Source organism: Mycobacterium asiaticum (genome assembly GCF_001668675.1).
GTDB classification, from domain to species: Bacteria; Actinomycetota; Actinomycetes; order Mycobacteriales; family Mycobacteriaceae; genus Mycobacterium; species Mycobacterium asiaticum_D.
This window is the reverse complement of sequence record NZ_LZKQ01000329.1, coordinates 17130-37009: the sequence shown is the minus strand read 5'-3', so window position 1 is coordinate 37009 and position 19880 is coordinate 17130. Positions and strand designations below refer to the sequence as shown.

13 protein-coding genes are annotated in these 19880 nt (G+C 66.6%); 6 read left to right on the top strand and 7 right to left on the bottom strand.

Annotated features, from left to right (window positions below):
• Window positions 1-49 precede the first annotated feature (49 nt).
• The 5 genes from scoE to A9X01_RS27060 are packed head-to-tail and all read left to right on the top strand — an operon-like array spanning window position 50 to window position 7445.
• Window positions 50-919, top strand: coding sequence for a (3R)-3-[(carboxymethyl)amino]fatty acid oxygenase/decarboxylase (gene scoE / locus A9X01_RS27080; protein WP_065123650.1), 870 nt, complete (start codon window positions 50-52; stop codon window positions 917-919).
• The gene (locus tag A9X01_RS27075) at window positions 916-1479 is read left to right on the top strand and encodes an FcoT family thioesterase (protein ID WP_065123649.1); all 564 of its coding nucleotides are present in this window, start codon (window positions 916-918) and stop codon (window positions 1477-1479) included. The genes scoE and A9X01_RS27075 overlap by 4 nt, the downstream gene beginning before the upstream one ends.
• Window positions 1480-1508: 29 nt before the next feature.
• Window positions 1509-3074 (top strand): fatty acid--CoA ligase FadD10, encoded by a 1566-nt coding sequence (fadD10, locus tag A9X01_RS27070; protein WP_065123648.1) that lies wholly within the window; start codon window positions 1509-1511, stop codon window positions 3072-3074.
• Window positions 3075-3078: 4 nt separating this feature from the next.
• Complete coding sequence (locus A9X01_RS27065; protein ID WP_081282662.1) at window positions 3079-3306, top strand: acyl carrier protein; 228 nt, start codon at window positions 3079-3081, stop codon at window positions 3304-3306.
• Entirely contained in the window at window positions 3303-7445 is a 4143-nt protein-coding gene (locus tag A9X01_RS27060; RefSeq protein WP_065123646.1) for an AMP-binding protein, read from the top strand. The genes A9X01_RS27065 and A9X01_RS27060 overlap by 4 nt, the downstream gene beginning before the upstream one ends.
• 130 nt (window positions 7446-7575) lie before the next feature.
• On the opposite strand, the gene A9X01_RS27055 is transcribed toward A9X01_RS27060, so the two are convergent.
• Both A9X01_RS27055 and A9X01_RS27050 read right to left on the bottom strand, forming a co-directional pair.
• The gene (locus A9X01_RS27055) at window positions 7576-10479 is read right to left on the bottom strand and encodes an MMPL/RND family transporter (RefSeq protein ID WP_065123645.1); all 2904 of its coding nucleotides are present in this window, start codon (window positions 10477-10479) and stop codon (window positions 7576-7578) included.
• Between the two features lie 87 nt (window positions 10480-10566).
• Complete coding sequence (locus A9X01_RS27050) at window positions 10567-11241, bottom strand: DUF5134 domain-containing protein (protein ID WP_253849417.1); 675 nt, start codon at window positions 11239-11241, stop codon at window positions 10567-10569.
• 58 nt (window positions 11242-11299) lie between these two features.
• Here A9X01_RS27050 and A9X01_RS27045 point away from each other — a divergent pair, with 58 nt between their 5' ends.
• A complete protein-coding gene (locus tag A9X01_RS27045; RefSeq protein ID WP_065123643.1) occupies window positions 11300-13288 on the top strand; it encodes a cytochrome c oxidase assembly protein in 1989 nt (662 codons plus the stop codon).
• Window positions 13289-13295: 7 nt separating this feature from the next.
• Here A9X01_RS27045 and A9X01_RS27040 read toward each other — a convergent pair whose 3' ends face one another.
• From A9X01_RS27040 to A9X01_RS27020, 5 genes are read right to left on the bottom strand one after another with little or no spacing between them, the layout of a single operon-like run.
• On the bottom strand, window positions 13296-13514 hold the full coding sequence (locus A9X01_RS27040; protein WP_065123642.1) for a heavy-metal-associated domain-containing protein: 219 nt from the start codon (window positions 13512-13514) through the stop codon (window positions 13296-13298).
• A 10-nt stretch (window positions 13515-13524) separates the two neighbouring features.
• Window positions 13525-15768 (bottom strand): heavy metal translocating P-type ATPase, encoded by a 2244-nt coding sequence (locus A9X01_RS27035; RefSeq protein ID WP_065123641.1) that lies wholly within the window; start codon window positions 15766-15768, stop codon window positions 13525-13527.
• 47 nt (window positions 15769-15815) lie between these two features.
• Window positions 15816-17189 (bottom strand): bifunctional lipase/adenylate cyclase LipJ, encoded by a 1374-nt coding sequence (gene lipJ, locus A9X01_RS27030; protein WP_065123640.1) that lies wholly within the window; start codon window positions 17187-17189, stop codon window positions 15816-15818.
• Window positions 17190-17209: 20 nt separating this feature from the next.
• A complete protein-coding gene (locus A9X01_RS27025) occupies window positions 17210-18304 on the bottom strand; it encodes an enolase C-terminal domain-like protein (protein ID WP_065123639.1) in 1095 nt (364 codons plus the stop codon).
• Entirely contained in the window at window positions 18301-19878 is a 1578-nt protein-coding gene (locus tag A9X01_RS27020; protein ID WP_081282661.1) for a GMC family oxidoreductase, read from the bottom strand. Before A9X01_RS27020 ends, A9X01_RS27025 begins: the two co-directional genes overlap by 4 nt.
• Between the last annotated feature and the right edge of the window lie 2 nt (window positions 19879-19880).

Genomic DNA, 19880 nt, shown 5'->3' with positions numbered 1-19880 from the left:
TTCGCGCCGCTCTGGCGTGCGACCATTCAACGACTGAAAGAACAATCCCATGACTCTCAACGTCAAAGGCGAGGGACTCGGGGCCCAGGTCACCGGCCTGGATCCGCAGAACCTCGAGCACATATCCACCGAGGAAATCCGGGACATCGTCTATACCCACAAGCTGGTGGTGCTCAAAGATGTCCATCCCTCGCCCGAGGAATTCATCCAACTCGGCCGACTCGTCGGTGAAATCATTCCGTATTACGAGCCGCTGTACCACCACAAGGACCACCCCGAGATCTTCGTCTCCTCCACGGAGGAGGGGCAGGGTGTCCCCAAGACGGGTGCCTTCTGGCATATCGACTACATGTTCATGCCGGAACCGTTCGCGTTCTCCATGGTGCTGCCCCTGACAGTGCCAGGACACGACCGTGGAACCTACTTCATCGATCTCGCGAAGGTATGGAAGTCCCTCCCGGCCGCCCAGCAGCGTCCGGTCCGCGGGACATTCAGCACCCATGATCCGCGGCGGCACATCAAGATTCGGCCGCGGGACGTCTACAAGCCCATCGGTGAAGTGTGGGATGAGATCAACCGGACCACGCCGCCCATCCAGTGGCCGACGGTGATCAGACACCCGCACACGGGTGAAGAGATCCTCTACATCTGCGCCACCGGCACCACCAAGATCAGGGACAAAGACGGCAATGTGCTCGACCCGGCGATCCTGCAAGAACTGCTGGAAGCCACGGGTCAGCTTGACACCGAATACAAGTCACCATTCATTCACACTCAGCACTACGAAGTCGGCGACATCATTCTGTGGGACAACCGCGTCCTGATGCACCGTGCCAAGCACGGTACCGCCAACGGCCACTTGACCACTCACCGTCTGACCATGATGGACGGACTCGAAACACCAGGATATCCAGTATGAGTACCATCATTTTGTCCCCTTCTGCCCAAACCCGCACGGAGTTCGCGGATATCACCGACACGGGCCCCATCGAGGAGCATCTGCTCGCCAGAGTGCTCGAGCCGTACGCGTACAAAGGGTGCCGCTATTTGATCGACGCGTCGTACAAGGCGACCGCCGATTCGGTACTGGCATACGGGAACTTCAGCATCAGTGAGCCGGCCTACATCCGGAGCACGGGGCATTTCAACGCGGTGGAGTTGGTGATGTGTTTCAACCAACTTGCCTACTGCGCCTTTGCGCCGGCGGTGCTCAACGAGGAGATACCGGTGCTGCGCGGCTGGTCGATTTCGGACTATTTCGACCTGCAGCTGCCGAGCATGCTGATCAAGAACACCTCGTCGCGCTTCAGAAGGCCGATCCACGCCCAGAAGTTCTCCGCCCGCCTGTTGTGCCAGAACTTCAAGGTCATGGAGCGGTCGCTGCGCTACCTCTCGGTTCCCTGTGCGATCGAATTCTGGGACGAGTTCGGCGGGGCGGCGACCGCTGAGGTCGAACTGGCAGCGCTCAACATTCCGTAACCGGCTGAGAAGAAAGAAGTTTGGAAGTCATGACGCAATTACCGCCCACCGTGCTGGAGCGTGTCGTCGCACAGGCGCGGCAGCGGCCCGAGGCCGTCGCGCTGCGCCGGTGCAACGGTCGCAGCACGCTCCGGTACGGCGAGCTGGTAGCCGAGGTGATCCGGCTTGCCGCAACCCTGCGCGCGGCGTCGGTTACGCCGGGCGCCCGGGTACTCGTGGTCTCAGACAACGGTCCCGAGACCTACCTGTCGGTCCTGGCGTGCGCCAGGGTCGGTGCGATCGCCGTGATGGCTGACGGCAATCTGCCGCCGGCGACCATCGGGCGGTTCGGTCAAATCACTGCCCCGAGCGCGATTCTCGTCGCGCCCGGGAGCAGAACCGCCGCCGCCGACCTGCCGGACATACTGCGGTCGATACCGGCGATACCGGTTGACGTGACCGACGGCGTGCAAAGCACAGGCCCGATGCCGGGCGCCGAGGTGCCTTTCCCGGAGCGAGGTGCCGACGATCCACTGGCGATGATTTTCACCAGCGGCACGACCGGCGAACCCAAGGCCGTGCTGCTGGCCAACCGCACCTTCTTCGCGATCCCGGACATCCTGCGGGAAGCGGGGTTGAACTGGGTGACCTGGGTCGACGGCGAAACGACCTACTCGCCGCTGCCGGCCACCCATATCGGGGGACTGTGGTGGATCTTCACCTGCCTGATGCGCGGCGGTCTGTGTGTCACCGGCGGTGAGAACACAACTTCCCTCCTCGAGATTCTCAACGCGCACGAGGTGGCCACCACATGCCTGGTCCCCACGCTGCTGGCCAAGCTGATCGCCGAGCTGAAGGCCGACGATGCCGAGGTGCCGTCGTTGCGCCTGGTCGGATACGGCGGTTCACGGGCGATCGCGACCGACGTACGGGCCATCGAAGCCATGGGGATTCGCACCGCGCAGGTTTATGGGCTCAGCGAAACCGGCTGCACCGCATTGTGTTTGCCGACTGACGAGGGATCGATCGGCAAGATCGAGGAGGGGGCGGTGGGACGGCCGTACCCCGGCGTGGATGTTCGTCTCGTCGGGTCCGACGGCCGTCCCTCCTCTTCCGGCACCCTGTGGATCAAATCACCGGCGAACATGCTGGGGTACTGGAACAATCCGCTACGCACCGGCGAGGTGTTGGTGGATGGCTGGGTGAACACCGGAGATCTGCTTGAACAACGCGAGGACGGCTTCTTTTACATCAAGGGCCGGTCGTCGGAGATGATCATCTCCGGCGGTGTGAACGTGGCGCCCGACGAGGTCGACCGCATCGCCGAAGCCGTGCCCGGGGTGCGTGAGGCGGCGTGCTATGAAATCGCCGATCGGGAATTCGGGGCGCTGGTGGGTTTGGCCGTCGTCCCGTCGACGGACCTGGACGAGACGCAGGCGCGAAAGCTCAAGCAGGCCATCGCTGCTCACTTCCGGCAGGAGTCGGAGTCGGCGGCGCGACCTTCGACGATAGCCGTCGTCACCGATATTCCGCGTACCCAGTCCGGCAAGGTGATGCGGGCTTCGCTGGCCGCGAAGGTCGGCACGGACAAGGTGGGAGTGGGCGCTCGTGGCTGAGGTACTGCGGGAAAGGGTCGTCACCGCGATCTGCGAGGTCTTGTACATCGACGAGACCGACCTGATCGACGGGGATGCCACGGATCTGCGAGACCTCGGGCTGGACTCGGTCCGGTTCGTCCTGCTGATGAAACAGCTTGGGGTGAACCGGGAATCCGAGGTGCCGGCGCGACTGGCCGAAGACCTGTCGATTGCGGGCTGGGTTCGGGAACTTGCCGGAGCCCCCGGATGATCGCGCGAATCCCATTGAGCAGATCACAGCGCAACCTCTACAACGGGGTGCTGCAGGACAGCGATCCCGCGTTGTATCTGATCGGCAAGACCTACCGGTTCCACCCACTGCCGCTGCCCGGGTTCCTGGCCGCCCTGCACGCGACGATCACCGAAAATCCGGTGCAGCTCTGTGTTCTCGAACCGCTCGGCGCCGGTTATCCCGAACTGGCACCGCGCCTGCACACCGGTGACATCGTCCGGGTGCGGTCGGTCGACGACGCGAACAGCGGCGCCGATGACGTTGCCCGCTCGTGGTCTTCGGGCATTCTGGACAAGCCGTTGGTCCGCTACACCGTCTGGACCAATAACGATGGGTTGGTCTCCGGCCTTGACGTACACACCCATCACATCCTGCTTGATGGTGGCGCCACCGGGATCGTCGAAGCTGACCTGGCACGGCATCTGGCGCACGCCGGTGCTGAAACCACGAGCGTCACCCAGGGTTTGGCGAAATTGGCGGCGGCGCACCGACGTGAGGCAGTCAAGGTCGATGAGGCGCTACAACGCGTCGCGCCTGTGGTGCGGCGCGAGCTCACCGACGATGCGCGCCGCGGTGGGCACAACCCCGGCTCCGATGAACCGCACGGCGCGGCCGCCAAGGGCGTCCTGCAGGAGTCGGTGACCCTGTCCGGCAGCGCCTTTGCCGCCATCCTGGCTCTCTCGGAGGACAAGCAGGTCCCGCTCAATGTGCTGGTGGCCGCGGCCGCCGTCGGGGTGTTTTCCAGTCTCCGGCAGAGCACCGACAACCTGCTGGTGCACGCGGTGGACAACCGGTTCGGTGATCCGGAACTGGACGTTGCGACCTGTCTGGTCAACTCCGTCGCGCACCCCGTCCGATTCTCGCCGTTCGCCTCGGTGGCCGACGTCGTCAGCGCGCTCGACAGAGACTATGTCAGGACCGTCCGGCGGCGATGGCTTCGTGAAGAGCATTTCCGCCGAATGTATTTCGCGATCAACCGGACCACACAGGTAGAGGCGATGACCCTCAACTTCATCCGGGAGGCATGTGCGCCCACGCTGCGCCGGTTTCTGTCCGAAACGCCGATCGCCACCGACATCGGTCCGGTCGAGGGTATGACCGTAGCCAGCGTGCTGGACGAGAACGAAGGCACGCTGCGGCTGACCATCTGGGACAGGGCGGATCGGTGCGCGGACAAGGCATATCGTGGCGTCGCCGCCCGGATCGGAGCCGCGCTGGAGTCGATGGCGGCGTCGTGGGAACAACCGATCGCCACGGTGGTCGACGAGTGGTTGGGCATCGACCCGGACGGGGCCCACCGCCGCAGCGAAACCGCGTTCCAACCCGAGCCGCCGACCGCACCCGCCTGGTTTCTGAACTCGCCAGGAGGTGCCCGCGGGATACTGATCAACCGCCCCAACGCACGGGCCTGGCTTGCTTGGCTGGTCCGCAACGGTGTGGTGCCCGGCGACATCGTGGTCTGCTGCGACGACGACACGGACCGGACCACCGACCTGTTGATCGCGTGCCATGTCGCCGGTTGCGGTTACAGCGTCTGCACCACCGGCGACGAGATGCCGTTGCGGGCCAGCGCGATTGCTGAGCACATCGACGACATCTCGGTACACGTGGTCGATGTCACCGCGATGGAATTGACCGCAACCGCCGACGAGAATGAACGCGAACTCATCGACGGACGTGTCGAGTTGGTGACACGGGATGCCCGGCTGTCGACCAGGACCGCCTACGTCATGCCGACCTCGGGGACCACCGGAACACCCAAGCTCGTCCACGTCACCCACGGATCGCTGGCGCTGTTCTGCGCCGCACTCGGGCGGGCTTACGGATGGGGCGCAGCCGACCGCATCCTGCAATGCGCCCCATTGACATCGGACATCAGCGTCGAAGAGATCTTCGGCGCGGCGGCCTGCGGAGCGCAGTCGTCGCGGACCGCAGCCATGAAGTCCGGCGACTTCACCGCTCTGGCAGCCGATATCGCCGCCGAGCACGTGACCGTCGTCGACCTGCCGACTGCCGTTTGGCAGTTGCTGTCCGAGGACCGCGAGGTGGTTGAGACGATCCGCCGCTCGAACGTCCGGCAGATCGTGATCGGCGGGGAGGCCGTCCACCCGCGCACGGCCGACAAGTGGGTCGCCGCACCGGGTGAGCGAGAGATCTCGCTGGTGTCCACCTATGGCCCGACGGAAACCACCGTGGTATCCAGCTATCTACCCATCACCGCTGCTACCGGTGACGCCGCGCGCCGGGTGGGCCGGCCGCTGGTGGCCGACTCGATGTTCGTCGCGTTCGGCGAGATCGTCATCGTCGGTGACTTGGTCGCGAACGGTTATCTCGGTATCGACGGCGGCGGCTTCGGCACCGTGACCGCCGCGGACGGTTCGCGGTATCGGGCGTTTGCCACCGCTGACCGGGTGATCGGGGACGACGAGGGGCATCCGGTCTTCGCCGGACGAAAAGACGCGCTGGTCAAGATATCCGGTAAGCGGGTCGATATCGCGGAGGTGAGCCGGCGCATCACCGAGGACCCAGCGGTGTCCGATGTCGCCGTCGAGTTGCAGGGCGGAAGGCTCGGAATGTGGTTCCAGACGGAGCTGACCCGCACGGACGGTGCGGACACCGCCACGGTCGCACGTATCCGTTGTGTTCTGACGAGCCTGGGGGTGCCGTCGTTCTTCGTCGTCGCCGTGCCGAACATTCCCCGCAAGCCCAGCGGCAAGGTGGACGGCGCGAAGCTGCGGATGCTGTCGAGCTCGGCGGATGCTTTGTCGGACGAAGCCGATGCCGATTCCGATGCGGCCGGACTCGCTCGAATCTGGAGCCGTCACTTGGGCATTGAGCTGACGGCGGACTCGTCACTGCTCGACGCCGGCATCGGCTCGCTCGACTTGATCCGGATCCTGCCCGACACGCGCAGATACCTGAATCGGCACCTCACCCTCCTGGATCTGATCAGCGCCGACACGGCCGCCACCCTGGCACGGATGATGCCTGCTGGCGGGTGGATGGACGTTACGACCGCGGCCGAGATAGCGGGTGACCTCGCAGCGGCATACGCGCCGACACACCAGAAGGCGTTGAGCGACAATGCCAAACGAGACACCATCCTGGTGCTCGGGGCGTCCGGGATTCTCGGCACCGGCTTCGCCCAAGCGGTTCTCGACCTGAAGCGGTCCGGAACGCCGTGTCCCGAGATGGTCTTCGCTACCAGGTCGGAGCTGCCCGAGCACGAGCCGTGGACTGATCTGCAACGCATCGGCGGCGTGCGCACCTGGCGGTTCACGGCCGAGCCCGGCCGCGAGGAACTCGATGCGCTAATCCGCGACACCGGCGCTCGAACCGTCGTGAACTGCGTCGGGAACACCAACGTGGTGGTGCCCTACCGCGATCTGCGGCCGGCGAACGTCAACCTTGTTCGCGCGCTGGTAGATTCGTGCGTCCAGCACGGTGCGAGACTGGTGCATCTGTCCACCTACGTCGTCAATGCGCAGGCCGACGCGGCAGCGGTCACCGACCCAGGTACGGCGCCCTACCCGTACGCGGCGTCCAAGTCGCTGGCGGAACTGGTGGTGTCGGCCGCACCGGGCGCACTCGATTACACCATCGTGCGACTGCCGAGAGTGCTGGGGATGGACCGGCAACTGGGTACGAGCGCAGACATTTTGGTCTCCCTGGTCGACGCCTGTGTGACGATGGGCGCCTATCCGGCGGTGAGCCTGACTGAAGAGGTCACCACCGGACATGCCGCCGCCCAAGCGATCCTGAGTCTGGTTCCGGAGCTGGGTGGGCCGGCCGTGCTGGGTCGCGGAATCACCGTGGTTACCGGGGAGCGGGTGTCATACGCCGCCCTGCTCGCCGAATTCGGTTGCATGGAAACCGAGGTCGCACAATGGAAGAGCCAGCTAGACGAAAGTGACTGGGCCATCGAAAATCCGCGGCGATGGTCGGTGCTGGACGCCTGGGTGAGTTTGGGCATGCGACTCGGGGGCCGCTCCTACCGGGAATACCTGGCCGATTTCCCGACCGTCACGCTGAACGCCGAGCGGGTCGCCGAAGTCGCCACGGCAACAGTGTCGTTGCTCTCGCTGCTTCAGGACGCCGTCACAGCCCCAATTGCTTGACCAGCTTCTTCGGCGCGACCAGGGCGTAGGACGTCAGGATCCGCCGCCCCACGCCTCGATGTCGACCCGGACGGCCTCCGGGAGGCGGGCGACGATGGCCTCCAGCTTCGACATGTTCGACACAGCCGGCCTACCGCTGATCGCTGGAGACCAGTGAACGGTCCGGCGGTGGCACCGGCACCCGCGGCCGGGCGGGCCGTGACCGGACGTTGATCGGCCACCAGAACCAGCGGCCCAGCAGCGCGGCGATCGAAGGCGTCATCAGCGCGCGCACGATCAATGTGTCGAACAGCAGCCCCAGTCCTATGGTGGTGCCCACCTGTCCGATCATCCGCGCGTCACCCACGATCATGGCGCCCATCGTGAAGGCGAACACCAGTCCGGCGTTGGTGACCACCTTCCCGGTGCCGCCCATGGACCGGATGATCCCGGTGTTGAGTCCGGCGTAAATCTCCTGTTTGAACCGCGACACCAACAACAGGTTGTAGTCCGACCCCACCGCCAGCAGCACGATCACCGACATGGCGATCACCAACCAGTGCAATGGGATACCGAGAATGTGCTGCCACATCAGCACGGACAGCCCGAATGAAGCACCCAGCGAGATCGCGACCGTCCCGACGATCACCGCGGCGGCGATGAACGCGCGGGTGAGGACCAGCATGATGATGAAAATCAGGCACAGCGAGGAGATCCCGGCGATCACCAGATCCCACTTGGCGCCCTCGGAGATGTCTTTGAAGACGGCGCCCATGCCCGCGACGTAGATCTTGGCGTCCTCCAACGGTGTGCCCTTGAGCGACTCCTCGGCCGCGGTGTGCAACTGGTCGATACTGGCGATGCCGTCCTCGGAGGCCGGGTCGCTGCGATGCAGCACGATAAATCGCGCCGCGTGCCCGTCCGAGGACAGGAACGAATTCATGGCGCGCTGAAAGTCCTTGTTCTTGAACACTTCCGGCGGCAGGTAGAACGAGTCGTCGTTCTTGGCGGCGTCGAACGCCTTGCCCATGGCGTTGGCGTTCTCGCTCATCTCGGCCATCTGGTCGAAGATGCCCGACATGGTGCTGTGCATGGTCAGCATCGAGACCCGCATGCTCTCCATCGTCTCGATCATCGGGGGGAAGGTGGTCAGCATCTGCGGCATCAATCGGTCCAGGTTCTTGATGTCGCTGACCAACACGTCAAGGCGCTCGTCGATCGCGTCCAACCCGTCCAGGCCGTCGAAGATCGACCGCAGCGACCAGCAGGCCGGTATGTCGTAACAGTGTTTCTCCCAATAGAAGTAACTGCGTACGGGGCGCCAGAAGTCTTCGAAGTCCGCGATGTGATCGCGCAACTCGTTGGTGATCTCCTGCATCTCGACGGTGTCGTTGACCATGCGGTGGGTCTGTTCGGCCAGTTGGGTCATCAGGCCGTACATCCGCTGCATGAGCGAAATTGTCTTGGCCATCTCGTCGGCCTGCTTGCGCATGTCGTCCATCCGGTCCCGCTGGTACTTCATCGTCTGCACCTGCCCGGCGTTGGACATGCTGACCTGGAACGGAATCGTGGTGTGCTCCATGGCCAATCCGTCGGGGCGGGTGATGGCCTGGACCCGCGAGATCCCCGGCACCCGGAAGAGGCCCTTGGCCAGCCTGTCCAGCACCAAAAAGTCCGCCGGGTTGCGCATGTCGTGATCCGACTCGATCATCACGATCTCGGGCTTCATGCGGGCCTGGGAGAAATGCCGGTTCGCCGCCGCGAACCCTTCGTTGGCGGGGATGAAGCTGGGCAGGTACGCCTGGTCGTCGTAGCTGGGTTTGTATCCGGGCAGCGTCAGCAACCCGACCATGGCGACGGCGAATGTGGCGGCCAGGACCGGCAACGGCCAGCGGACCACCACGGTGCCGACGCGGCGCCAGCCGCGCACCGCCAGGAAGCGCTTGGGATCGAAGAACCCGAACCGGCCCCCGACGATCAGCACCGCGGGACCCAGGGTCAGCGCCACGATGACCGCGGTCAGCATTCCCACCGCGCACGGCACACCAAGGGTCTGGAAGTAGGGCATCCGGGTGAAGCTCAGGCAGAACGTCGCCCCGGCGATGGTCAGCCCGGAGCCCAGGATGACGTGCGCGGTCCCCCGGTACATGGTGTAGAAGGCCGACTCCCGGTCCTCACCGGCCTGCCGGGCCTCTTGATAGCGACCGATGATGAAGATCCCGTAGTCGGTCCCGGCGGCGATGGCCAGCGAGGTGAGCAGGCTGACGGCAAAGGTGGACAGCCCGATCAGTTCGTTGTGACCCAGCAGTGCGACTAAACCGCGCGCCGCGGAGAGCTGCACACCGACGGTGACCAGCAGCAGGAACACGGTGATCGGCGACCGGTAGACGAACAGCAGCATCACCAGGATCACCGCGACCGTGGTCAGGGTGACTTTCGCCATGGATTTGTCGCCGCTGGAGTGCAGGTCCGCGGCCAGGGCGGCGCCGCCGGTGACGTAGGCCTTGACGCCAGGTGGCGGAGGAGTGCCGTCGACAATCTTGCGGACGGCGTCGACGGAATCGTTGGCCAGCAGCTCGCCTTGATTGCCGGCCAGGTTGACCTGAACGGTCACCGCCTTGCCGTCGCTGCTCTGGGCGCCCGCCGCGGTGAGTGGGTCGCCCCAGAAATCCTGGATGCTCAGCACATGCGTCTTGTCGGCGCGCAGCTTGCGGATCAGTAGGTCGTAGTACCGGTGCGCGTCATCGCCCAGCGGCTTGTCGCCCTCCAGGACGACCATTGCCACACTGTCGGTCTCGCCTTCCTTGAAGACGTGGCCGATGCGGTTCAGGGCTATCAGCGACGGAGCATCCTTCGGGCTCAGCGACACCGATCGCTCCTGCCCGACTATCTCCAGCGAGGGGACGAACACGCTGAGCAGGACGACCACGGCAATCCAGAACAGGATGATCGGCACCGCGAGGGCGTGGATGGTCCTGGCGATGAACGGCCGCTCGGCGTGGCCGGGATGCGCTGAACCCGTCGCCGCCCCGTCGACGGGTTGCTGGGTCTGCACTGACGTCTCCTTCGCGGCCTGCCACCGCGGCCCAATCTACTGAGCGCCTGCGCAGTTAGTCGATGGAAGGGCGGAAACGTTACACCCTCAGCTCTGCACCAGCAGCGCGCCGAACATGATCGCCATCCCCACGGCCATCATGGCCTGCAGCGCGGTGCCGAGCGTGGTGCGCCATCGCCGCGACCGCCGCCGCCGGGCGACGCGCCGTTGCGCGGCATACCGGTACCCCAACACCACGGCGGCGGCGACGAACAGGAGCGCCCACCCCCAATTGCCGACATCGACCCAGCCCGGCCAATCGTCGGGCGGCGTGGCGTCGGGCGTCATGGCGGGGGTCATGTCCATATCGGGCATCGGTTGGTCCGCCGGCATCTCGTGGTGGTGGTGGTGCTGGTGCCCGGCACCGAGTCCCGAGGGCAGCGGCTGATGATGAACAACGGCGTACATCCACGCCATCGCCAGCATCTTCAGCGCGTGATACCCGCGCAGCAGCCGCATGCCGCCCATCCGGGTGGCGAGGACGGCCATGATCACGAACCACAGCGCCGCCGCCAGGAAGAAGGCCTCGGCGGGCGTCGGCGGCAGCCCCAGTCCCTGCGGCCAGGCCATCACCGCCATCGCGATCGCCATGGTGAGGTGCAGGCCGTAGCTGACCACCGAGGTCCAGGACCGGCGGTCGACGACCAGCACGAAGCCGACGGCGCTCAACAGGAACAGGCCGGTGACTGCCCACCGCAGCGGCAGATCATCAATCACAGTCACCGAACACTAGGCGCTCCAGACGACAGGCGGCTACGACGCACGGTCGTAAGCTGCAGGGGTGGGGACAGAAGGGCCGAGCGCTGAGGTGACGCCGGCCGCCCGGGTGGACCGGTCGCGTTCGGTGCGGTCCGCGGCGCTGGCGGCCGGGTTCGTCGTGCTCTTCGTCGCGGTCGCCGCATATGGGTTGTTGTCCGGAACCCGTCGCGACGCCGAGTCCGGCAACCCTTATCCCGGTGCCTTCATCAGCGCCGCCGCGCCGGTGGGGTACTTCGTCGCGTCGCTGCTGGGTGCGATGTGCCTGGGCGCCCTGCTGCTGGTCGTGATGACATCGCGCCCGGAACCCGACGGACTGCTCGATGCGGACGGGTTCCGGATCCATCTGGTGGCCGAGCGCGTGTCGCTGCTGTGGACGGTGGTTGCCGTTGTGATGGTGGTGATCCAGGCCGCCCACGACGTCGGCGTGGGTGCCGGTGCGTTGTTGAGCAGCGGGGCGTTGTTCGACGCCCTCTCCGTTTCCGAGACGGCCCGCGCATGGATCGCGGTGACGGTCCTGGCGGTGCCGGTTGCGGTGACGCTGCGCTTCAGCACCCGCTGGCTCGGGCACGCCGTCCTGCTCATTCCCACCGTGCTCGCCGTCGTCGCGCCCGCGGTGACGGGCAATCCCGGTCAGGGGCCCGACCATGACTACTCGACCAGCGCGGCGATCGTGTTCGCGGTTGCGGTGGCCGCCCTGACCGGGCTCAAGACCGTCGCCGCGGTGACCGCGACGACACCGACCCGTGCGGTGCAGGTGCTGCAGGTGATCTGCGGCGCCCTGGCGGTCTGCTACGGCGCGATCCTGTTGTACCTGCTGACGCCGACCCAGGGATTCGGATCGGCCTTCGGCTCGGATTTCGCGCGCCTGGGTTTGGCCGCGGGCACGCTGCTTTTGGTGGTGTGGCTGATTGACTGCTGGGGGCTGTTCGTCAGGCCGTTGCGCTCCGGCGCCGTCGGCACGCTTGCCGCGCTGGCGACCGTCGCGGCCACTGCCGCTGCTGCCGCGACGACCGTGCAAGCCGCCCCGCGGTTCCTCACGCACCGGTACACCGGCTGGGACGTGTTCCTCGGCTACCAGCTCCCGGATCCGCCGACCGTCGGGACCGTGCTGACGTTGTGGCGGTTCGACAGCTTTCTCGGCACCGCCGGTCTGGCTATGGCGGTCCTGTACACGGCGGGTTATGTGAGGTTGCGGCGCAACGGCAACCCCTGGCCGGTCGGCAGGCTGGTGGCCTGGCTGATCGGTTGCGCCACACTGGTATTCACCAGCAGCTCCGGCGTCCGTGCCTACGGATCGGCCATGTTCAGCGTCCACATGGCCGAGCACATGACGTTGAACATGTTCATCCCGGTGCTGCTGGTGCTGGGCGGCCCGGTCACGCTGGCGCTGCGGGTGCTACCGGCCGCCGGTGAAGGGCACCCGCCGGGCCCGCGGGAATGGCTGACCTGGCTGCTGCACTCGCGGGTCACCACCTTCCTGTCGAACCCGATCACCGCCTTCGTGCTGTTCGTCGGGTCGCCCTACATCGTCTATTTCACGCCGCTGTTCGACACGTTGGTCCGCTACCACTGGGGCCATGAATTCATGGCGGTGCACTTCCTGCTCGTCGGATATCTGTTCTACTGGGCGATCATCGGGATCGACCCGGGTCCGCGTCGCCTTCCCTACCCGGGGCGAATCGGATTGTTGTTCGCGGTCATGCCTTTTCACGCCTTCTTCGGCATCGCATTGATGACGATGGCATCGCCGGTGGGCGCCACGTTCTACCGCTCGCTCGATCTGCCGTGGCTGCCCAGCATCATCGACGACCAGCACCTCGGCGGCGGAATCGCTTGGAGCCTCACCGAAGTGCCGATCATCATCGTCATCGTGGCGCTGGTGTCGCAGTGGGCACGTCAAGACCGCAAGGTGGCATCGCGCAGTGATCGGCACGCCGACAGCGACTACGCCGACGACGAACTCGAGGCCTACAACGCGATGCTGCGGGAGCTCTCAAAGATGCGGCGGTAGGGCGGCATCAAGCCCGCACGGTGAAGTTGCCCTCGCCCTTCAGGGCGGCCTGCACCTGCTCCGGGCTGAGCTCGGAGCTCGACGAAACGTGCACCGCGGAAGCGCCTTCGGTGTTCAGCTCGATGCGCACCGCGCTCACCGGCCGCAGTGCCGTCAACGCGGTGGTGATGGTGTCCACACACCCCTGACAGTGCAGTCCGTCGACGGAGAATGTCTGTTCAGCCATGCAAACTATCCTACTGGGGTCCAAAGTTGCGCAGCCGCAGGCTGTTTGAGACGACGAAGAACGACGAGAACGCCATCGCTGCGCCGGCGATCAACGGGTTCAGCAGACCCGCGGCCGCTACCGGTATGGCGGCCACGTTGTAGCCGAACGCCCAGATCATGTTCATCCGGATGGTGCGCATCGTCGCGCGCGCCAGGTCCAGCGACAGCGGCACGATGGCGAGATCGTCGCGCACCAGGATGATGTCGGCGGCACCGATCGCGACGTCGGTTCCCCGGCCGATGGCCAATCCCAAATCGGCGCAGGCCAATGCGGGGCCGTCGTTGATGCCGTCGCCCACCATCGCGACCGTCTTGCCTTCCTCGCGCAGCCGTTGGATCACCTGGACTTTGCCCTCGGGCAGGACATCGGCGACGACCGTCTCGATGCCCACCCGCGCCGCGACGGTGTCCGCCGCCGCTCGATTGTCGCCGGTCAGCAGGACCGTGTGCAGCCCGCGCTGATGCAGCGCGGCGACCGCATCGGCGGCGGAGTCCTTGACCGTGTCGGCGATCGCAACCGCCGCACAGGGCGTGCCATCGACAGCCACGAACACCACTGTCTCTCCGCGGCTCTCGCCGTCGAGGCGCGCGGCGTCGAGCGCCGCATCGGCCGGTGCGGTCCGGGTGATCCAGGACGGCTTGCCCACTTCGACGCGGCGTCCGTCGACCAGCCCCGAGACGCCGCAGCCCGCGACCGCGGAGAAGTCGTCGACCGGGGCCGGGTCCGGCGAGGCTGCCACGATCGCGGTGGCGACGGCATGTTCGGACGCGGCCTCCACGGCGGCGGCCCAGGCCAGGATGTCGTCGGCGGAGCGCCCGCCGGCCGTCGTCGCGGTGCTGACCGTCAGTTGCCCGACGGTCAGCGTCCCGGTCTTGTCGAAAACCACGGTGTCGATGCCGTGCACGGTTTCCAGGGCGCGGTAACCCTTGATGAAGATGCCGAGCTGCGCCCCGCGTCCGGACGCGACCATCATCGCGGTCGGGGTGGCCAGGCCCAGCGCGCACGGGCACGCGATCACCAACACCCCGAGGGTCACCGAGAAGGCGCGTTCGGCGCCGGCGCCGGCGAGCAGCCAGGCCGCCCCGGCAAGTAGCGCGATGGCGAACACGGTCGGCACGAACACCGCCGAAATGCGGTCGGCGAGGCGCTGGGCCCGCGCCTTCTGCGCCTGAGCCTCCTCGACCAACCGCACCATCGCCGCGAACTGAGTGTCGGCACCGACCGCGGTGGCCTCGATCACCAGTCGGCCGTCGAGCACGACGGTGCCGCCCACCACGGCGGCGTCCGGCTGCGCCCGCACCGGTTTAACCTCACCGGTCATGGTGCTGGTGTCGATCGCTGCCGTTCCCTCGACAACGACGCCGTCGGCCGCGATGGTCTCACCGGGCCGGGTGACGAAGCGCTGGCGCTTCTTGAGCTCATCGGCCGGTATCACCAGCTCCGCGCCGTCGGGCAGCAGCACGGCGACGCTCTTGGCGCCGAGCGCCGCCAGGGCGCGCAGTGCCCCGCCGGCCTTGGACTTGGCCCGGGCCTCGAAATAGCGGCCGGCCAGCACGAACACGGTGACACCCGCGGCCACCTCGAGGTAGATCGCGTCGCTGTGCAGAATCGCCTGCCAGACACCCGCGGTCTGGCGCGGTTGCTTCGGAAAGAACACCGTCGCCAGCGACCACCCGGTGGCCGCGGTGATGCCGACCGAGATCAGGGTCTCCATCGAGGCCGTGCGGTGGCGGACATTGCGCAGCGCGACCGAGTGGAAGGGCCAGGCGGCCCACGTCACGATCGGCGCCGCCAGCGCGGCCAGCACGTAGCCCCAGCCGGGGAACCTGGCATCCGGCACGATCGCCAACATGCTGGACAGGTCCGCCAGCGGCACGAACAGCACCGCGGCGACCAGCAGCCGACGCAGCAGGCTGCGGGCGTGCTGCGCATCAGGGTCGCGGGCCGGCGTCGCCCCGGGCGTCGATTCGGTGTGCAGGGTCGCCTGGTAGCCGGCCTTTGCCACCGCGTCGCACAGGTCCTCGTCGGCGACGTCGACGGCATCGATGGTCGCGACGCGGGTGGCGAAGTTCACCGACGCCCGTACCCCGGGCACCTTGTTGAGTTTCGTTTCGACCCGGCTGGCGCACGCCGCGCACGACATACCGGAAACGTCGAGCCGGACCCGCCGCGCCTCGCCGAGGCCGGAGTCCTGCACAAGCGGGGTCGCCACGGCACTCCTCCGGTCGGCAGTTGGATACTGCCAGCGTACAAGTGGTGTCAGGTCCGGACGGCCGCGTGTTCCCGCACCAGGGCGCACAGCCGCCACTGGCCGGGCACGCCCTTGAGTTCGCGTTCGCCGCGGTTGGAGAACCGGTGCCGGGAGCCGGTGACGATGTCGCGCACCGTCGAGGACACCAGCACCTCGCTGGGACCGGCGAGTGCCGCGACGCGCGCTGCGATGTGCACCGCCATGCCGGCCACGTCAGCGCCGCGCACCTCGACCTCGCCGGCGTGGATGCCGACCCGGATCTCGATGCCCAGCACCCGAACGGCGTCGACCAGCGCGTCGCAGCAGGCCAGCGAGGCGCTCGGGCTCGAGAACGTCGCCACGAATCCGTCCCCGGCGGTGTTCACTTCCCGCCCGCCAAAGCGCTGGATCTCGTGGCGGACGATGCTGTCGTGGTTGTCCAGCAGGTCGCGCCACCGGTTGTCGCCCAGCTGGGCCGCCCGTTCGGTCGAGCCGACGATGTCGGTGAAAACGATGGTGGTGAGCACCCGCTCGGCGTCACCGCCGCCGCGGACGCCGGTGACGAACTCCTCGATCTCGTCGAGCATCGGACCGGTGTCGCCGACCCAGTACAACGTGTCCTCGCCGGGCAGCTCGACCAGCCGCGATCCGGCGATGTGCTCTTCGAGGTACTGGCCATGCTCGATCGGGCTGAACTTGCGGTTGTCGCGGTAAAGGATCAGGGTCGGCGCGCTCACGCGGGCCAGGGTGTCGCGCACGTCGGCCTGGCGCACGGCGGTGATGATCGCGCGGGCCATGCTCGGCGAGGCCGCCCGATTGCCGGCCATGTCCCACCAGGTGCGGAAGGCGTTATCGTCCGCGACGCTGGGAGCGATGATGCTGAGGATGTCGAAGCCCCGCTCGACCGCGTCCGGCTCGATCGCGATAGTCGTGTAGGGGTCCGCTTCGCCGATTTCGTGTCCGATCGGGTAGTCGGGCGCGCGCAGCGTGCGGGCCGCGCCGTTGACGATCACCAGGCTGGCCACCCGCTCCGGGAAGTCGGCAGCCACCACCAGCGCGGTCATCGTGGTGAAGCCCGGGGCGAGGATGGTCGCGCGCTCACACCCGACGGCGTTCATCACGGCGATCGCGTCTTTGGCCCAGTAACGGGGACCGATCATGTCGGTGGAGACCCGCGAGGACAGGCCGATCCCGCGCTGGTCGTAGCGGATCACCCGGGCAAACGACGCCAGGCGCCGGTGGAAGCGGTACATCGACGGTTCGGAGTCGACGGTGTCGATCGGGATGGACGGGCCGGGCAGCACCAGCAAATCGATTGGACCCTCGCCGAACACCTGATAGGCGATATCGACCTCGCCGCAGGTGGCGTAGCGAGTCCGGATGTTCCAGGGCACCTGGGCCACGGTTACATGCTAGTCAGCCATCACCTGCGATAGCGGTCGGCATGCGCCGCAACCGTCAGGCCGTGTCCGGGCCGGGTGGTGTTCGGGATGAGGGTCCCGGACACCGCCTCAGGCACCCCGTCGAACAAGAGCGGTTCCAGCCGGACATGGTCGACGAAATACTCGACGTGGCGAAGATTGGGGATGGCCGCTGCGACCGAGGCGTGCAGTGCTGGAGCGCAGTGGGCGGACACTTGCAGATTGCGCGACGCGGCTATAGCTGCCGCGGCCAGCCAACCGGTGAATCCCCCGCATCGCGTGGCGTCCAACTGCAAACAATCCACCGACGGCGTAAGCAGGCGGGCTTCGTATAGATCGGACACGTACTCGCCGGCGGCGATGTCGCAATTCAGGGTGCGCCGCAGGACACTGAGCCCGTCCAGGTCGTCGCTGCTGACCGGTTCTTCGAACCAGACGACGCCGAGTTCGTCGAGCGCGGCACCGATACGGCGGGCCTGCCCCACCGAGTAGCCGCCGTTGGCGTCGACCATCAAGGCCACGCCGTCACCCGCGAGGTCCCGTAATTGGCGAACCCGCTCGAGATCCCGCCGGCCGTTGGCACCCCAGTCCTGTCCGATCTTGATTTTCATCGCGGTGCATCCCGCGGCAAGCCAGGCGGCCACCTGCTCACCAAGCTCCGCTTCGTTCAGCGTGGTGAAACCACCGGAACCGTAGATCGGCACCGTCGCGCGGCTCTGACCCAACAGCGTGGACAGCGGTTCGTCGCGCAGTCGTGCCTTGAGGTCCCAAAGAGCTACATCGACCGCGCTGAGGGCCTGCATGACCAGGCCGCGGGTACCGAAGTTGCGGCAGCTGCGACGCATCGCGTCCCAGGCGCCGGCGACGTCATCGGGGTCCCGTCCGATCACTACTTCCGAAAGCTCCTCGGCGACAACGGCGGCCGCCGCCGGGGAACTGTATGTCCAACCCAGCCCCGTGGTGTCGCCGGCGCACGCCTGCACGACGACGGCCGTGGTGGCGTCCCACTGGAATGTGCCATCGGCTTCGGGCCGGGGGGTTGGGACGGTGTAGACCTCGACGTCGACCGTGTCGACGGTGTCCACCGGACGGCTCATGCGAGGGACTCCTCACGCACCCCCGCTCGCGTCCGCGCGTGATCCTGCATGAGTTCGGCGGCGCGTGCGGCCAACGCCATGATGGTCAGCGCGGGGTTGGCGGAGCCCTGGGTGGGCAACGTGCTCCCGTCGACGACGTAGAGGCGCTCGACACCGAATACTCGGTGCTGCGCATCGACCACGCCGTCTTGTGGACGGGCGGCCATCCTGGCTCCGCCGACGAGGTGGGCGTAGCGCTCGATCGAGATCACCTCTTGCGCACCGGCCGCACGCAGGATGTCCTCCATGATGTCGGTGGCGGCGCCGATGAGTTGTCGGTCGTTGTCGCACTGGGAGTAGGAGAAGTGAGCCACTTTGAGTCCGTGGCGGTCGGTTTCATCGGCCAGCGTGACCCGGTTGTGGGCTAGGGGGAGTAGCTCGCACAATGCGCCCAGGGTTGCCCAGTGCACGTAGTCCCGCATGTATTCGCGTAGCGTTGTGCCCCAATGACCCTGTGCGGCTACGTGTTCAGCCCATGTGATGGGCAGCGGGCTGATGTTTTGGACGGACCAGCCACGCTTATAGGGCTTGGTCGGATCGGTCTCGTAGAACGCTTCGGTGCTGACCTCCGGCGGCGGAGCTTTGTACATCCGAATCTCGTCGTCGAACCGTCCGGCGACTTGGGGCGCACCCTGCACCATCAGGTAGCGGCCGAGTTGATCATGGTCGTTGCCCAGCCCGTGCGGGTAGCGGTTGGTGGCCGAAAGCAATAGCAGCCGGGGGGTTTCGATCGAATAACCGGCGACCACCACCGCGGCGGCGCGTTGCCGGTGGACGACCCCGGCGTGGAAGTATTCGACGCCAGTGGCGCGACCGCTGCGGTCGTCGACGAGGACCCGGGACACGTGGCAGTCGGGCCGGATCTCGGCGCCGTGAGCCAGCGCATCGGGGATGTGCGTGATCAGGGGGCTGGCCTTGGCGTTGACCTTGCAGCCCTGTATGCAGAATCCGCGGTAGATGCAGTGCGGCCGGTTACCGAATCGGCCGTTGGGAATAGCGACCGGACCCACCCGCGTTGGAATCCCCAGAGCGGCCGCGCCGCGCAGGAAGATCTGTCCGTTCCCACCGACCGGGTGCGGCCGGTGGGGATAGGTGTGCGGGTCACCCCAGGGCCAATCCTCCCCGGCAACAGGAAGTTCGGCTTCGATCTGCTCGTAGTAGGGGCGCAGCGTGGTGTATCCGATCGGCCAGTCGGCACCCACCCCGTCGGCGCTGTACGTATGAAAATCCGACGGGTGAAACCGCGGGACGTAACCGGCAAAGTGCACCATCGAGCCGCCGACCCCGCGACCAGAGTTGTTCGAGCCCAACGGAACCGGGTCGGATCCGCCGATCTGTCGCGGTTCGGACCAGTACAGCACGTGCGACGCACGTTCGTCGCTGACCCAGTCGGTGTCGGGATCCCAGAACGGTCCGGCGTCCAGCATCACGGTGCGCCATCCCGCTCGGGCCAGGCGTTGCGCCAAAGTGCCGCCGCCGGCGCCGGCTCCGACGATCACGACGTCCACTTCGTCCTCTTCGGAGTAGCGCCGCATAT

Excerpts from the sequence above, each read along its gene's own strand:
- scoE (WP_065123650.1), top strand. The coding sequence starts at position 50 with ATGACTCTCAACGTCAAAGGCGAGGGACTCGGGGCCCAGGTCACCGGC.
- A9X01_RS27075 (WP_065123649.1), top strand. The coding sequence starts at position 916 with ATGAGTACCATCATTTTGTCCCCTTCTGCCCAAACCCGCACGGAGTTC.
- fadD10 (WP_065123648.1), top strand. The coding sequence starts at position 1,509 with ATGACGCAATTACCGCCCACCGTGCTGGAGCGTGTCGTCGCACAGGCG.
- A9X01_RS27060 (WP_065123646.1), top strand. The coding sequence starts at position 3,303 with ATGATCGCGCGAATCCCATTGAGCAGATCACAGCGCAACCTCTACAAC.
- A9X01_RS27040 (WP_065123642.1), bottom strand. The coding sequence starts at position 13,514 with ATGGCTGAACAGACATTCTCCGTCGACGGACTGCACTGTCAGGGGTGT.
- A9X01_RS27025 (WP_065123639.1), bottom strand. The coding sequence starts at position 18,304 with ATGAGCCGTCCGGTGGACACCGTCGACACGGTCGACGTCGAGGTCTAC.
- A9X01_RS27020 (WP_081282661.1), bottom strand. The coding sequence starts at position 19,878 with ATGCGGCGCTACTCCGAAGAGGACGAAGTGGACGTCGTGATCGTCGGA.